Annotated in this window: 14 protein-coding genes and 1 riboswitch; of the genes, 7 read left to right on the top strand and 7 right to left on the bottom strand. The window is 39.4% G+C overall.

All coding sequences use genetic code 11. From position 1 onward, the window contains the following. Positions 1-57 precede the first annotated feature (57 nt). The gene (locus tag BK575_RS00435) at positions 58-204 is read left to right on the top strand and encodes a BH0509 family protein (protein WP_034329521.1); all 147 of its coding nucleotides are present in this window, start codon (positions 58-60) and stop codon (positions 202-204) included. 518 nt (positions 205-722) lie between these two features. Continuing rightward, complete coding sequence (locus tag BK575_RS00430) at positions 723-2639, top strand: heavy metal translocating P-type ATPase (RefSeq protein WP_078408413.1); 1917 nt, start codon at positions 723-725, stop codon at positions 2637-2639. 250 nt (positions 2640-2889) lie between these two features. Here the strand turns inward: BK575_RS00430 and BK575_RS00425 are convergent, their stop codons facing one another. The 3 genes from BK575_RS00425 to BK575_RS00415 are packed head-to-tail and all read right to left on the bottom strand — an operon-like array spanning position 2890 to position 4601. Then, on the bottom strand, positions 2890-3729 hold the full coding sequence (locus BK575_RS00425) for a YihY/virulence factor BrkB family protein (RefSeq protein WP_078408412.1): 840 nt from the start codon (positions 3727-3729) through the stop codon (positions 2890-2892). 12 nt (positions 3730-3741) lie between these two features. Beyond that, positions 3742-4089, bottom strand: a complete 348-nt coding sequence (locus BK575_RS00420) for a YtxH domain-containing protein (protein ID WP_078408411.1) — start codon at positions 4087-4089, stop codon at positions 3742-3744. Positions 4090-4127: 38 nt separating this feature from the next. After that, the gene (locus BK575_RS00415; protein WP_078408410.1) at positions 4128-4601 is read right to left on the bottom strand and encodes a low molecular weight protein-tyrosine-phosphatase; all 474 of its coding nucleotides are present in this window, start codon (positions 4599-4601) and stop codon (positions 4128-4130) included. A 139-nt stretch (positions 4602-4740) separates the two neighbouring features. On the opposite strand from BK575_RS00415, the gene BK575_RS00410 reads away from it, so the two are divergent. The 3 genes from BK575_RS00410 to BK575_RS00400 all read left to right on the top strand — a co-directional run bounded on the left by BK575_RS00410 (position 4741) and on the right by BK575_RS00400 (position 7972). Further along, positions 4741-4968, top strand: a complete 228-nt coding sequence (locus BK575_RS00410; protein ID WP_028397101.1) for a DUF1128 domain-containing protein — start codon at positions 4741-4743, stop codon at positions 4966-4968. Between the two features lie 100 nt (positions 4969-5068). After that, a riboswitch (purine riboswitch) is annotated at positions 5069-5170 on the top strand. A 72-nt stretch (positions 5171-5242) separates the two neighbouring features. Beyond that, positions 5243-6973, top strand: a complete 1731-nt coding sequence (ade, locus tag BK575_RS00405; RefSeq protein ID WP_078408409.1) for an adenine deaminase — start codon at positions 5243-5245, stop codon at positions 6971-6973. A gap of 120 nt (positions 6974-7093) precedes the next feature. Beyond that, a complete protein-coding gene (locus BK575_RS00400; RefSeq protein WP_078408408.1) occupies positions 7094-7972 on the top strand; it encodes a metal-dependent hydrolase in 879 nt (292 codons plus the stop codon). Positions 7973-8420: 448 nt separating this feature from the next. Here the strand turns inward: BK575_RS00400 and BK575_RS00395 are convergent, their stop codons facing one another. The 3 genes from BK575_RS00395 to hmpA form a co-directional block, all read right to left on the bottom strand. Next, complete coding sequence (locus tag BK575_RS00395; RefSeq protein ID WP_078408407.1) at positions 8421-9122, bottom strand: CAP domain-containing protein; 702 nt, start codon at positions 9120-9122, stop codon at positions 8421-8423. Positions 9123-9392: 270 nt separating this feature from the next. Continuing rightward, positions 9393-9908 (bottom strand): type 1 glutamine amidotransferase domain-containing protein, encoded by a 516-nt coding sequence (locus BK575_RS00390; RefSeq protein ID WP_078408406.1) that lies wholly within the window; start codon positions 9906-9908, stop codon positions 9393-9395. 139 nt (positions 9909-10047) lie between these two features. Beyond that, entirely contained in the window at positions 10048-11244 is a 1197-nt protein-coding gene (hmpA, locus tag BK575_RS00385; RefSeq protein ID WP_078408405.1) for an NO-inducible flavohemoprotein, read from the bottom strand. Positions 11245-11616: 372 nt separating this feature from the next. Between hmpA and BK575_RS00380 the strand changes: the two genes are divergently transcribed. After that, entirely contained in the window at positions 11617-12057 is a 441-nt protein-coding gene (locus BK575_RS00380; RefSeq protein ID WP_078408404.1) for an Rrf2 family transcriptional regulator, read from the top strand. A 145-nt stretch (positions 12058-12202) separates the two neighbouring features. On the opposite strand, the gene BK575_RS00375 is transcribed toward BK575_RS00380, so the two are convergent. After that, positions 12203-13024 carry a YitT family protein gene (locus BK575_RS00375; protein ID WP_078408403.1) on the bottom strand — a complete coding sequence of 274 codons (822 nt, stop codon included), beginning with the start codon at positions 13022-13024 and terminating at the stop codon, positions 12203-12205. A gap of 361 nt (positions 13025-13385) precedes the next feature. Between BK575_RS00375 and BK575_RS00370 the strand changes: the two genes are divergently transcribed. Continuing rightward, the gene (locus tag BK575_RS00370; protein WP_078408402.1) at positions 13386-14453 is read left to right on the top strand and encodes a M20 family metallopeptidase; all 1068 of its coding nucleotides are present in this window, start codon (positions 13386-13388) and stop codon (positions 14451-14453) included. The last annotated feature ends 101 nt before the right edge of the window (positions 14454-14554 follow it).

Genomic DNA, 14554 nt, shown 5'->3' with positions numbered 1-14554 from the left:
CAATTAACAACAATAAACTGTATTAAAACAGGAAAAGATTGAGAGGAGCTAATGAAGATGAGCAGACAAGAACGGAAAAACATGGTTGAATTTATTTCAAAGGTGAGAGAGCTAGACCGGGAGACATTAATGTATATGACAGATGCCGATATTGAACACATTTATAATGCCGTGTATTATCATCATGAAGAAATTGTAGAGTAGTTTCCTCTACGAAGAGGATGCATCAAAAGGGGAAAAAGTACCCTTTTGATGCATCCTCCTGAAAGCTCCGTTATGAAAATCCAGTACAATCAAAGGTTTCGTAACGGGGCGTTTCAGTAAACATCCATTTTTACGGCTGATTAGGACTTATAGGACAGGCTCTTTTTTAATCACTCATTAATCAGTTCATCATATATTAATCGAAAATAATCTTTTTCAACACCTTGGATTCATGGTATAATATGGGCAAATAAATATAGGGAAACGAAAGATGCTGCTATCTATTTAGATGGCAGCTTTCATGCTTTTTTAGGGGTAATGATTCTGATTCTAATTATCAATTGAAAAGAAAAGCGAAGGCGACTGTTCGATCTTGAAAGACATTGAAACTTCTGAGCGGGTAACTGCTCTTTGATTTTATAGGCAGAAGTGAAACGACTGAAAGATTAAGAGCCATAGTTAGACAGCAAAGAGAAAGTTGCATTCCCCTTTTCAATCAATAAAAAGGAGTGATATGTATGGAAGCAAATGTAGTAGCAAAACGAAAAACCGCAGAAAAACCTTCTTCTTTCGTCGCTTTCCTTTCCGACCATGGCGAATTAATAGCGGCTTTATTATGCGGTTTTCTTATTTTAGCCGGATGGATTGCATCCATAAACAATGAGTCAGCTTTATCTATTACATTGTTTGTATTAGCTTATGTGATCGGAGGATACGCAAAAGCGAAAGAAGGTATTGAAGAAACCATTGAGAATCGGGAACTGAATGTCGAGATGCTGATGATTTTTGCCGCGATCGGATCGGCCATCATCGGTTATTGGACAGAAGGAGCCATGCTCATCTTCATTTTCGCATTAAGCGGTGCCCTTGAAACGTATACAATGAATAAAAGTCATCGAGAAATCAATTCTTTAATGGAACTCCAGCCAGAGCAAGCAACTCGTATCTGCAATGGAATAGAAGAAGTGGTCCATGTATCCGAACTTTCCATTGGCGACTGCATCCTGGTTAAACCCGGTGAGCGTTTACCTTCTGACGGCATCATCGTAACAGGTGAAACAACCATTGATCAATCCGCCATTACTGGAGAAGCCGTTCCCGTTTTTAAGGCCGGAAAAGATGAAGTCTTTGCGGGTACCGTCAACTTAAAAGGGGCCATTACCGTTGAAATCACCAAAAATTCACAAGAAACGTTGTTTCAAAAAATCATTCAGCTCGTACAAAGCGCACAAAGCGAAAAATCTCCTTCTCAGCTTTTTATCGAAAGATTTGAAGGAATCTATGTGAAAATCATTCTAATTAGTGTAGGAGTGATGATGTTTCTTCCTCACTACGTACTTGGCTGGAGCTGGACAGAGACATTTTACCGGGCTATGATCTTACTTGTTGTCGCTTCACCGTGTGCTCTCGTTGCATCTATTATGCCCGCTTCTTTGTCTGCTATCTCGAACGGGGCTCGAAAAGGGATTTTATTTAAAGGCGGCGTGCATCTGGAACGTCTTACTCACTTACAAGCGATTGCCCTTGATAAAACAGGTACTTTGACAAAAGGAAAGCCGGAAGTGACAAACGTCATCATTCGCTCTGATGTAAATGAAACCGAGTTTTTGCAAAAAATCTCATCCATTGAACGCCAATCTAATCATCCATTGGCACAGGCCATTGTAAAACATGCAAAAGAACAAGGATGTGAACCATTGTTACCGCCTGATTATCTAGAAGATGTACCGGGCTGGGGAGTCATCGGTTCTGTCGGGAAAGAGGAATGGAAGGTTGGGAAAGCTGAGTTTATCGGAAAAGAAGAAGCTCTTTCTTTTCAAAATTCCATTGCTCTCAAGCTTGCTGAGGAAGGTAAAACGATTGTGTTTGCCAAAGATTCAAAAGGAATCATCGGCCTTCTTGCCTTAAAAGATGTCGTTAGGGAAGAAACCGCTTCTGCCCTGGAACACTTAAAGCGGCTTGGCGTTTACACGATCATGCTGACAGGAGATGGAGAGAAAACGGCTGAAGCAATCGCTCAAGAATGTCATGTAGACCATTATATGGCCGAATGCCTCCCAGAAGAAAAAGTTAACAAAATTAAAGACCTAAAAGGGGAATTCGAGACTGTCGCGATGGTGGGAGACGGAATTAATGATGCACCGGCCCTTGCAACAGCCCATGTCGGGATTGCCATGGGAGAAGGAACCGATGTAGCACTAGAAACAGCTGATATTGTATTAATGAAAAATGATTTATCAAAAATTGCGGAAGCGATGGAACTCTCAAAAAGAATGAACAAAATCGTGAAGCAAAATGTTATCTTTTCCATCACCGTCATCATTTTCCTTATTTGTTCCAATTTCCTTCAATTTCTCGACTTGCCTTTTGGTGTCATTGGACATGAAGGAAGTACGATACTGGTCATATTGAATAGCTTGCGCCTTTTAAAATAAGAAAAGACAGAGAAAACTGAAACAGCTTAGGGAAAACCCTAAGCTGTTTTTTTAATGGTAACCGTTTTGACCATTTTGACTGCCGCTTGTTTTATGTTTAGGTCGGCTCTTTCCTTTTTGCTTTGTACCGCCGTCTTTCTTTGTGTGCTTTGCCATGAAATGTAATCCTCCTCTAAAAAGTATTCGATTACATCCTATAGTATGGCTGTTTATGCCTTGTCTGTTGCCTGGTAATATGTGTGTGTATGATTTAGGAAAGACTGTGATGCTTTTGGCGGTAAATCGCGTTGACCTCTCCGCCTATGATAATAATCATACCTGATATATAGAGCCATAATAACAAAATAATAATGCCTCCTAAGCTTCCATATGTAGCTGTATAATTCCCAAAATTTCCGACATAATACGAAAATATGAGAGAAGCAACCATCCAGCCAAAAGTGGCGAAGGCTGACCCTCTTGTTACTTCTTGCAGCTTTAAATGTTTATTCGGTGCAAAGTAATAAAGTCCTGTAAAGACGATAAACAAAATCATCGCACTTAAAATCCATCTTGAAGCGGACCAAATGGTCAAAAATGTAGCAGACAACCCAAAAGTGGAAAATAAGTATAGCCCAATCATTTTCCCAAAAACCGGAAGAAGCAAAGCGGTTATGATGACGAAAATCATGCCGACTGTCAAAAGCATGGCCATTCCTCTAGCGACAAGAAAAGATCTGCTCTCTTCCACTTCATACGCACGGTTAAACGCTCTGACTATCGCGTTTATCCCGTTAGAAGCAGACCAAATGGTCGCGATGATCCCAAATGATAAAAGACCTTCATTATGTGAACCGATAATCGCATTCAAATTGACTTCAATCATTTTCATCGTCTGTTCCGGAGCAAATTCGCGAATTAAATTTAAGACATCTTTAGGCTCTAGAGGAAAAAAACCGATCAATGTAATCAAGAAGATCAAAAATGGAAATAGAGAAAGAAGAAAATAATAAGCCAGCTCTGCAGCACGACTTGGAATTTCATTTCGATAAAATCTCGTCACCAATTCCTTCAACCACGAAGAAGAACTCGTTCGCTCTATATTTTCCATATATTCACCTCTCTATTGATGAAGAGAATGTTCGTTTGACTCTTCTGCTGTAAAAACCTCTTTCGTTTCTTTTACGATGTCAAGAACTTGCGGTGTTACTTCCCTGAGTTCATCTACTTTTCCCGCTATAAAAGAAACATCCTCCGAAATATGTTCCACCGTTTCTTTAAATTCATTGAATTTTTCTTTTATCGCTTCCTGTGTTTGCTTTGGATTTTTTACCGCCTTGGTTACTTGAGCACCAAGCTTGCGGCTTCCTTCTATCACATGATTCCTTGTCTGTTTATCAAACATGGAAACGGCCGCTCCCACTAAAGCGCCAATTAAAATACCATCCAATAATCTGCTTCTTTTTTCCATATTTTCTTCCTCCTTTGTTTCTCCCATCTATTCTTCTTTTAAACATGAATATGCTTATCTATAATATCCGCGAGCAAATTTTCGCATCCTGTTGTTACCAGTTCATACACTTCGTCAAAATTCCCTGTAAAATAAGGATCCGGCACATCGTTCAATAGGGCATCCGGCACAAAGTCTAATAAGCGGCCAACGTATCCGGCTTTATTAAACCCAGACATTTTCTTCAAATTTCCAATGTTTTCTGCATCCATGGCAATAATATAATCAAAATCCGTTAGGTCGCTCTCCTTTACTTGACGAGCTTTAATTCCTTCAAAGTTAATCTGATTTTTTGTCAAAATATCTTGAGTTCCTTTATGGGGAGGATTGCCGATATGCCAGTCACCTGTTCCTGCCGAATCGATTGCAATTTGGTTCTCCAGTCCTTTCTCTTTCACCAAATGACGAAAAATCGCCTCTGCCATAGGTGAACGGCAAATATTCCCTAAACATACAAACAACACTTTTACCATTTTCGTTCTCCTTTTCATTTGATTTACACACATTATATACAAACGATTTAAAAAATGGAAAGTTCCCTTTCTCTTACAGTAGTTTTCTTTATGTTGAAACATGTTATAATGAAAAAAACAGGCGGAAGGACTGGAAAAAATGAATTTATCACAAAAAACAACCGAAAATGTTGAATTCATGATTGAAGCGATTAAAGAGAAATTAAAAGTATTGAATTTTGGTGCGATTAAGCCTTCCCACTTTGATGAAGAAATGTATGAAGAACTGCGCGACATTTATGATTTAGTGATGAAGAAGAATTCTTTCAGCCCGAATGAAATGCAAGCCATTGTTGAAGAATTAGGAAGCTTACGTAAACAAGCCTAGAACAATCGTCTCTATCTTCCTTTAACTGGATAGAGGCGATTTTTCTTTAGGGGTTTGTAAAAAAGCATTGACGAAAAAAGGTCTGACCTTTAGAATGAATCAAAATAAAGAAAAAGCCACTCGTATAATCTTGGTGATATGGTCCAAGAGTCTCTACCAAACTACCGTAAATAGTTGGACTACGAGAGTTGAACACACTACCCGTCTATTCTCTTTTTACGTTCTTCTCTTTTTAGTCTAACTACTTCTTTATTTTAAGAAAGGAGTAGACATCATGAACAAAACAAAACTCTACACTCAAATTTCTGCCTCAGGTAAAAAAATCCCAGCTGATATAGTGATCAAAAACGGAAAAATCATTGATGTATTCAATCTTGCTATCATAGAAGCCGATGTAGCCATTTCTGCAGGAATGATCGTCGGGATTGGAAATTATGAAGGAAAGACTACAATTGATGCACAAGGGCGTTATATTTCACCTGCTTTCATTGACAGTCATGTGCATATCGAATCTTCTATGGTCACTCCGAGAGAATTTTCAAAGCTTGTTGTTCCTCACGGTGTAACTACTGTTATTACAGACCCTCATGAAATCGCCAATGTTGCAGGCAGCGAGGGCATACAGTTCATGCTTGATGATTCAGCCGACCTTCCTCTTGATGTGATCGTCATGCTTCCTTCAAGTGTGCCGGCCACTCCATTCGAAAACGCCGGGGCTGTCCTTCATGCCGAAGACTTAAAACCATTTTATAAGCATCCAAGAGTTCTCGGATTAGCAGAGGTTATGGATTTCCCTTCTGTCAGGGATTGTTCCCCTGACATGATGAACAAATTAGCGGACGCCGCTGATAGAAATGCTTTAATCGACGGTCATGCAGCAGGTCTGGATGAAACAGGAATCAATATCTATCGCACCGCAGGCATTACGACAGATCATGAATGCACGAATGCAGAAGAAGCGTTAGAACGCTTAAGAAGAGGTATGTATGTATTGATTCGGGAAGGATCTGTCGCAAAAGATTTAAAATCATTAATTCCTGTTGTGAACGAACGGAATGCCCGCCGCTGCCTGTTTTGCACAGACGACAAGCATCTCGATGATTTGCTTGTAGAAGGGTCTGTAGACCATAATGTACGTCTTGCCATTCAAGAAGGACTCGATCCGTTACTGGCTATTCAAATGGCATCATTGAATGCTGCTGAATGCTATCAATTGAATGGAAAAGGAGCCATCGCTCCCGGTTACAAGGCCGATTTTTTACTTTTGGATAGCTTGGAAAATATAGAGATTTATCAAGTGTATAAAGCTGGAGAACTAGCGGCAGAACAAGGACTTTGTGTAGCTTCTTCATCGGTTCATGGAACGGAAACGGACACATTGACGGACTCTGTTCACACTCCTGCTCTGACTCAAGGACATTTCAATATCCCTATGACAAGTCCTTTGGCTCATGTGATTGGAATCATTCCGAACAGCTTGGTCACCAAACATCTGATTGAAGCTGCTGATATTCAAAACGGACAATTCATTCCTTCCATTGAAAAAGATCAATTAAAACTTGCGGTAATTGAACGTCACCATCACACAGGCAATATCGGTCTTGGAATTGTGAAAGGGTTTGGATTGACCTCAGGGGCGATTGCGACTACCATTGCACATGACTCCCATAATATCGTGGTAGTCGGGACGAATGATGATGACATGCTCTATGCCGTGGAAGAGCTAAAAAGACTGCAGGGAGGCATCACCATCGTCCAAAATCAACAAACGATCGCTTCTCTTTCCTTACCGATTGGCGGATTGATGACGAATGAACCGTTCGATCAAGTGAACGAATCACTTCATAAGCTTGATACAGCTTTAAAACAAATCGGGGCATCACAAGCCTTTAATCCATTACTGACCCTTTCCTTTTTAAGTTTGCCGGTCATCCCTGATTTGAAACTAACGGATAAAGGTTTATTCGATGTCAAAACATTTCAGCATATTAACATTCAAGCATAGGATTGAAACAAGCATCGCCGATTGTGCGATGCTTTTCTTTTACATCTAATATGGCCTCATTTTATAATGAGTTGATAACATGAAAAGAAAAAATTCTGTAAGCCAAAGGATAGTGAATATATGGACACGATTACACATACATTATTTGGCATTGGAATATACAAAGCCATCAATAAAGAAAAGATGAGTGAAAAAGAAAAGCGAGCTCTTCTCTTCACTTCTATAGGAGCCAGCCAAATTCCAGATATTGATGTGATCTCACAGCTCTGGGATACAGCGGGCCAATATCAATTGTGGCATCGCGGAATTACCCATTCTGTCTTCCTCGTACCGGTATGGGCCTTTTTATTTTTTATTATCAATCGACTTTTTTTCCGCATTAAAAGCTGGCCCTTCTTTTGGATTGCTCTTCTCGCAGTGTTTATCCATGATACAAGCGATGTATTCAATGCATGGGGAACAGGCTATCTTGAGCCATTTTCAAACGCGCGGCTCACATTTGGAACGATTTCTATCATTGATTTTGTTATTTGGTTTATCTTTTTATTAACGTTTGTGGCATCAAAAATCAGAAAAGAAATAGAAGAATATCGCCTTTACCGTATCAGTTGGGCATTAATCTTATTTCACGTCATGCTGCAATCGATCCAGGGGTATATTCTTTACGAACAATATAAACCTCGTTATGATCAAGTAGCTTTATCCGCCAGCTTTGTTCCATGGAATTACTCCATCATCGGTAAAAGTGGGGAAACCGTAGAAATCATTGACGACTCACTGTTAACAAAGGAAAGATTGCTATACAGGCTGCAATCAGGCAGTGAAAGTAACTTGGAGACACTATTTACTCAAAATCCAAAGGCCCGAACATTATACGAATGGTCTCCTTTTGTCGTGGTCGTAGATAATGGCCGCCAGCTCGGTATTTACGACCCAAGATTTTATCGAAAAGGACAATCCTTCCTCTTTGAACATATCGAGAAAACACAAGAACATTAAATGTAAACGTACATTTCTATAAAGTTAATTTAAAATTCCCCTTTTTATTTTCTCTTTGTCTTTCTGTTTTCCATCTTGAATCGATCATGCAAAGGTTTTTGTATAAGAAATCGGCAAGAACCCGTAAGGGAACTTGCCGACTTCTTATACGTAACGGGCTGGACCTAGCTGCTCTTCCCATGTCCAGCCCGTTACGTGGATTTATTTAATTCTTATTTCCCCCCTTCTTTTTCTTTTTTTATAATAGGCAGCTCCCTCTTTCACCAAAATGGGCAAAATAGCTGTCAAAATCCTTTTTATGATCGTTTTTCGAACCATTGTTTCACCTCTCCTTTTACTGATTGTATACCCCCTGCTTAGTTGCTAAAAACTTGTCATCAAGAAAGGCTCCCATCAGCTGCATTAAAATAAAAAAACACCCCTCCAGGCCGGAGAGATGTTTTAAGATTTATTTTCCAATGAACATTTGTGTCCAATAAGTTGAGCCGCCGCCTTCTACATATCCAACACCAATATGTGTAAAGTTCGGGCTTAAAATATTCTTGCGGTGACCATCACTGTTCATCCAGCCGTTCATGACTTCTTCCGGTGTCTGCTGGCCTTTGGCAATGTTTTCACCCGCTGTGCGGTATTCGATGCCAAATTGCTTCATCATATCGAACGGTGAGCCGTATGTTGGTGAAGTATGGCTGAAATAATTTTTATTCATCATATCTTTTGACTTTTCACGTGCAACATCACTTAATTTCGTATCTAATTGCAATGCTTGCAAACCTTGCTTTTGTCTTTCTTGGTTAACAAGCTCTACTACTTTCTTTTCGAATGCACTTGCAGATGATGCTTCAGCAGCTGGTTTCGCTGCCGGCTTTGCTTGAGCTTCCTTATTAGCTTTTGGAGTCGATGCTGCTTTTTGTGCATTGTTAGATGCTTGCGGAGCAGGAGCCGCTTGTTGTACTGTTGGTTTTTGAATATTAAATTTCTTGAACAGCTCATCAATATTATTTATATTTTGAACATTCATATGTTGAACATTCTGTTTTGAATATACTGGACAATTTATAGTTGAGGCGTCTGCCTGTGTTTGTGTAGCTAATAATCCGAATGACATAGCTCCAATAATAGTCGCGAAACGAAGTTTTTTGTTTTTCATATGTTGATGACCTCCTCGTTTTGTTTGACTCAACGCCTCCTATTCTCCATGAATTTTAGTAATCTATCAACCTTTTAAAGCTTCCAATATTATCAAGCTATGAAAATTAACAGCTGCGGAAAATTTAACCACACTTATAAATGCTGCAGCGATAGGAATAGTAAAGTATAGATTCTTTTTCCATTTTTTATAAAAGGAATTTATGGAAACACAAAAAAAGCCCCTCTTCTGAGAAGAGAAGCCATTTTTCACATATACTTTTATACGTTTTTAGCTTAATACATTTAACGATTCCTGAATGAATGCCGGTAAATCATCGGGTGTACGGCTTGTGACAAGCTGATTTCCGCATACAACGACTTCCTTGTCATGGAATGTGGCACCTGCGTTCTTTAAATCAACTGCAATGGACTTATAACCTGTTACATCGCGGCCTTTCAATGTTTCTGCTGTAATTAATAGCTGCGGCCCATGACAGATAGCCATCACCGGCTTTTTCGCCTCCATCATTTCTTTCGTGAATGAAACAAAACGATCATCTGCTCGTAGAATATCAGGCGAAAAACCTCCCGGTAAGAACAATGCATCAAACTCTTCCGGCTTTACCTCATCGATGTTGGCGTCAATCGTTGCGGTTGATTCTTCTTGTTTTCCTTTAACGGTCTTGCCTTTTTCTTTTTCAATAATAATTAGTTCATGACCTGCTTCTTTTAAGGCTTTTGCAGGTTCGGTATACTCGGAATCCTCATACATATCCGTCATTAAAACGGCAATCTTTTTACTCATTATGAATTCACTCCTTAAAAACTTGAATGGTTTGTCCATAGATAAAATACCCGCTATTTTCTTACGTAAACTTGATAAAACACAAAAAAGAGCTCACTTACACTGTGAGCTCTTTCTCCTGTTTATGTTCCCTACCAGCTTATAATTTTATGTTTGGTCCAAAAAATTCATAATGAACCGCCTCTTCTTTTACATTAATTTCCTTTAACGCCTTGTAAATGGCTTTCATAAAGGAAACCGGTCCACACATGTAATAGTCTGCATCCTTATCTTCTATTACTTCTTGAAGCCACTCAGCCGTAATATAGCCTTCTTTATCAAAGTTTTGCAGCATACGATCTTCCTCTGTCGGGTTTTCATAGCAGACGAATGTGTTGGCACTGACAGCGGCTGCCTCTTCACGAAGAGCATGGTAGCGGCCGTTACGGGCTGCATGAATGAATGTAATCTTACGGTTCGGCTGTTTTTCTGCTGCCGTTTTTAACATGCTCATTAATGGTGTGATACCTACTCCGCCGCTAATAAGAACAATCGGCTTCTCGTTTTCCATATCTAAAACAAACTCCCCAGCAGGAGCGCTCACCTCAATATGATCTCCTTCATTCACATAATCATGTAAATAATTGGATACGGCTCCTTCCGGTTTTTGATCATCCGCTTCACGCTTAACGGTAATGCGGTAATACTCTCCATTTGGAGCATCGGATAAGCTGTATTGACGAATATGCGTGTACTCTTTACCAGGGATGCTCACACGAACGCTAATATATTGACCCGGGGCGAAAGAAGAAACACCGGCACCATCTTGCGACTGTAAATAGAACGACGTAATAACATCACTTTCTTTTACTTTACGAACAACAGAAAATGGTTTGTAGTCTTTCCATCCGCCTTCTTTATTCTCTGCCGCCACATACATATCACGTTCCACTTGAATGAAAGCCTCTGCAATCACACCGTAAGCTTCTGCCCAAGCATTGATAATGTCATCCGTAGCGGCTTCTTTTAGCACATCTTTAATGGCTAACAATAAATGTTTTCCTACAATCGGATAGTGCTCAGCTTTTATTCCGATGCTGCGATGTTTATGCGCAATTTGCTTGACGACTGGAATAATTTTATCCAGCTGGTCGATATAGACGGCTGCGGCATAAACTGTGTTGGCTAAAGCTGTTTGTTGTCTGCCTGTTTTTTGATTCGTCTGGTTGAAAATATTTAACAACTCAGGATGTGCTTCAAACATCATTTCATAAAAACGCTTCGTAATCTCTTCACCATATTTTTCTAATACAGGAGCTGTACTTTTTACAATTTCAATTGTTTTTTCGCTTAACATTCTAATCCCCTCGCTCTTTTAAACATGTATTTAAAATACATCTTTATAATAAATAAAAATAATTGAAAAAGATATATATGAAATACACCTTTAAAAAAGTTGTCACAATTTCAAATGTTCACAGGTTTGAAACTCTTTTTTCTTATTAAAGAACCATGTTAATTTTCACTATTGTTGCCTCACTCGTTGAAAAAGCCTTTTTGGATGCTTTCAGCTAAAATTGAAAGTACATCATTCAAAAATCACCACTATACTTTAACAAAGCCTTCTTATAAAAAAACAGACGTTTATCTATACCGGCCCAAATATTAACATTCTTCTCAGAAACATGCTATGATAAGGATACCTTAACGAAATCAAGGGGTTATTCAAATGAGATTAACAAATTATACGGATTACTCTCTTCGTGTTTTATTATACTTGGCAGTCAAAAAAGAAAATGAATTAAGCAATATTAAAGAGATTGCTGACGCTTATCATATTTCAAAAAATCATTTAATGAAGGTCACTCATGAACTTGGAAAACTCGGCCTCATCGAGACCATTCGCGGGCGAAATGGCGGGATCCGATTAGCCAAACATCCGCGGGATATTAACATCGGTGAAGTCGTAGCCCAAACTGAAGAGGATTTTCATATTGTGGAGTGTTTTAACCGAAGCGGAAGCCTTTGTGCCATTACCCCTTCCTGTAAATTAAAGCATGTGCTGTACGAAGCGCTCCAAGCTTTCATTACGGTGTTAAAAGGCTATACGTTAGAAGATTTAATTTACAATAAAGACGAGCTTAAACAGTTGTTACGCTCTCGAGATTGAAAGCTTCTCCAATGAATTCCACCATGAAAAAAGCGCCTTAAGGAAGAGAGATTCACTCTTCCTTAAGGCGCTTTTGGCATTGTTTATATGAGATTTTGTCTATATGCTCAGCAGCAGCTTCAGCATGTTTTCTTGTCTCGTATGTTCATTTATCAGGCATGTCTCTTCGAAATAACCCGACCACTTCTACCGTTTCTGTGATATTGACGAAAGCATTAGGGTCTACTTCGTGAATAAGCGGCTTAACATCGACCAGCTCATAGCGGGAAATGACCGTCATCAAAATTTTGCGGCTTTGGCTTGAGTACGCTCCTTCTCCATCCATTACCGTGACACCTCGGACAAGATTAGTCAGAAGCTTTTGTTTCATTTCTTCACCCTTACTTGTAATAATCATTAAAGTAAGCTTAATGTGACTCGTATGAATGGCATCCACAACTTTACCGGTAACAAAAATGGAAAGCATGGTATACAGAGCAGCATCCCAATTGACGAAGAATCCTGATACAAATACAACAACTGCGTTCATTGCAGACAATAATGCACCAAGAGGAAAGTCCCTCTTGTTCGTCAACAACATCGCAATAATGTCAAATCCACCCGTTGAAGCAGATTGACGAAACACCAGCCCTACTCCAATACCTGTCAACACTCCGCCAAATACAGCGGATAAAATCGGATCCGTACTCACCGCTTTTATTGGAATAATATACAGCGCAACAGTTAAGGCAACAATAGATAAAAGTGTGTGCGCAACAAACCGCTTTCCTAATTTCATAAACCCAATAATTACGAGAGGGAGATTCAACAAAAAGTTCATCGTCCCTGTATTGAAAGGGGTTAAAATCCCAATAATCATAGCAATACCGCCAATGCCGCTGCTTAACACTTTGTGAGGAATCAAAAATAAATTGTAAGCGAACCCGATGATTATTGACCCTATTATAACCATAAATAATCTCTGCATCCCATCTACCTCTTGCTCACAAATTTAACCTTTTATTTCCTCTTAATTATAGCCGCTCATAATGGAAAAAAGTCAAAAAAAGTATATTCAGAAATTTACTTTTAGATATAAAGCAGTAAGCCTTTTTCTCAATTAAAGGGGTAAATACTCCATATAGGTTCCGCTTAAATTTTCGACAAGGTTCTTCATTGATTTGGAAATGGATAGCTATGTTTAGCATAACATAATAAAGGACATTTCATTCCTAAAGGATAAATGAAGGGAAAGTGCTTGAATGAGCACTTCCCCTTCATTCATTGACAAAATATCCTTTTAATCTAAAATTTAAGGCATACAATTCACCACAGAAGGAGGGGGTATAATGGGGAGACAATTACTAAAGGACTTAATTGCCATCGACAGTTCTACAAAAGAAGGAGCGAATGCTGCCGTTGAATTTTGTCGTCAATGGCTGATCGATCATCAACTCCCAGTCGTTTTATTAGAAAACAACGGCTATAAAATGCTCATATGTGAAATTGGCAGCGGTGAAAAAACATTGACTTGGAACGGTCATGTCGATGTCGTAAGCGGAAATCCCGAACAATTTGTCCCTTTAGAATCGGACGGAAAAATTTATGGACGCGGAGCTGCAGATATGAAGGCTGGCGTGGCCGCTATGATGTATGCGATGGTCTACTTAAAAGACAAGGCGATCGGTTCTCGTATTCAGCTTCAAATTGTTCCCGATGAAGAAACAGGCGGATTTCACGGCTCTGGTTACTTAGCCGAACAAGGATACAAGGGGGATTTTGTCATTTGCTCGGAACCCACTCAATTAGGAATTGGCTTACAGGCAAAAGGGATCCTGCAGCTGGATATTGAAATAAAAGGGAAAGCCGCTCATGGCAGCCGTCCATGGGAAGGAATAAATGCGATTGAAAAAGCTATGGACATTTATCAAGAGATTTTACAATTGCCTTTCGCCAAAGAAAGCTCAGCCCTTTATTCTTTTCCATCTATTAATCTAGCAAAAATTCACGCTGGAGAAGTATATAATAAAGTGCCTGATCGTTGCATACTGTCACTCGATATCCGTTTTTTGCCCACTCAAAAGATGGAAGATATTTTGCAGGAGATTAAAGCCATTACAGGAGAAGATATCGCATTGCATATGTACGGAGAACCTGTACGTACGGAGATAAACAGTCCGTTCATCCAGTCTTTGCGTCCGCTGATTGAAAAATATACCCAGGAACCAGCTGTCGTTTTTGGGCAACATGGCTCGGCTGATACCCGTTTCTTTTCTGCCCATGGTATTCCCGCTATCGAATTTGGTCCATCGGGAGCACACTGGCACGGGGATGAAGAATATGTAGAAATCGAATCAATCGAACTATATCAACAAATGTTAATTGAATTTGCTCTTCAATTCCACAAAGTTCAATAATCTTAAAAAATACCTGTCCCATCATTCTTAAACATAGCACAAAAATTATTTTCTACTAAAAAGCCCCGTCACAGCATCCTAGGTTTTACTGGATTTCCATG

It is taken from the genome of Priestia abyssalis, from assembly GCF_002019595.1.
In the GTDB taxonomy this organism is placed as follows: domain Bacteria; phylum Bacillota; class Bacilli; order Bacillales; family Bacillaceae_H; genus Bacillus_BA; species Bacillus_BA abyssalis.
Note: the sequence above shows the minus strand (reverse complement) of the source record. Positions and strands in the feature narration are given on the sequence as shown.

Excerpts from the sequence above, each read along its gene's own strand:
- BK575_RS00390 (WP_078408406.1), bottom strand. The coding sequence starts at position 9,908 with ATGAGTAAAAAGATTGCCGTTTTAATGACGGATATGTATGAGGATTCC.
- BK575_RS00435 (WP_034329521.1), top strand. The coding sequence starts at position 58 with ATGAGCAGACAAGAACGGAAAAACATGGTTGAATTTATTTCAAAGGTG.
- BK575_RS00395 (WP_078408407.1), bottom strand. The coding sequence starts at position 9,122 with ATGAAAAACAAAAAACTTCGTTTCGCGACTATTATTGGAGCTATGTCA.
- BK575_RS00370 (WP_078408402.1), top strand. The coding sequence starts at position 13,386 with ATGGGGAGACAATTACTAAAGGACTTAATTGCCATCGACAGTTCTACA.
- ade (WP_078408409.1), top strand. The coding sequence starts at position 5,243 with ATGAACAAAACAAAACTCTACACTCAAATTTCTGCCTCAGGTAAAAAA.
- BK575_RS00430 (WP_078408413.1), top strand. The coding sequence starts at position 723 with ATGGAAGCAAATGTAGTAGCAAAACGAAAAACCGCAGAAAAACCTTCT.
- hmpA (WP_078408405.1), bottom strand. The coding sequence starts at position 11,244 with ATGTTAAGCGAAAAAACAATTGAAATTGTAAAAAGTACAGCTCCTGTA.
- BK575_RS00415 (WP_078408410.1), bottom strand. The coding sequence starts at position 4,601 with ATGGTAAAAGTGTTGTTTGTATGTTTAGGGAATATTTGCCGTTCACCT.
- BK575_RS00410 (WP_028397101.1), top strand. The coding sequence starts at position 4,741 with ATGAATTTATCACAAAAAACAACCGAAAATGTTGAATTCATGATTGAA.
- BK575_RS00380 (WP_078408404.1), top strand. The coding sequence starts at position 11,617 with ATGAGATTAACAAATTATACGGATTACTCTCTTCGTGTTTTATTATAC.
- BK575_RS00425 (WP_078408412.1), bottom strand. The coding sequence starts at position 3,729 with ATGGAAAATATAGAGCGAACGAGTTCTTCTTCGTGGTTGAAGGAATTG.
- BK575_RS00400 (WP_078408408.1), top strand. The coding sequence starts at position 7,094 with ATGGACACGATTACACATACATTATTTGGCATTGGAATATACAAAGCC.
- BK575_RS00375 (WP_078408403.1), bottom strand. The coding sequence starts at position 13,024 with ATGCAGAGATTATTTATGGTTATAATAGGGTCAATAATCATCGGGTTC.
- BK575_RS00420 (WP_078408411.1), bottom strand. The coding sequence starts at position 4,089 with ATGGAAAAAAGAAGCAGATTATTGGATGGTATTTTAATTGGCGCTTTA.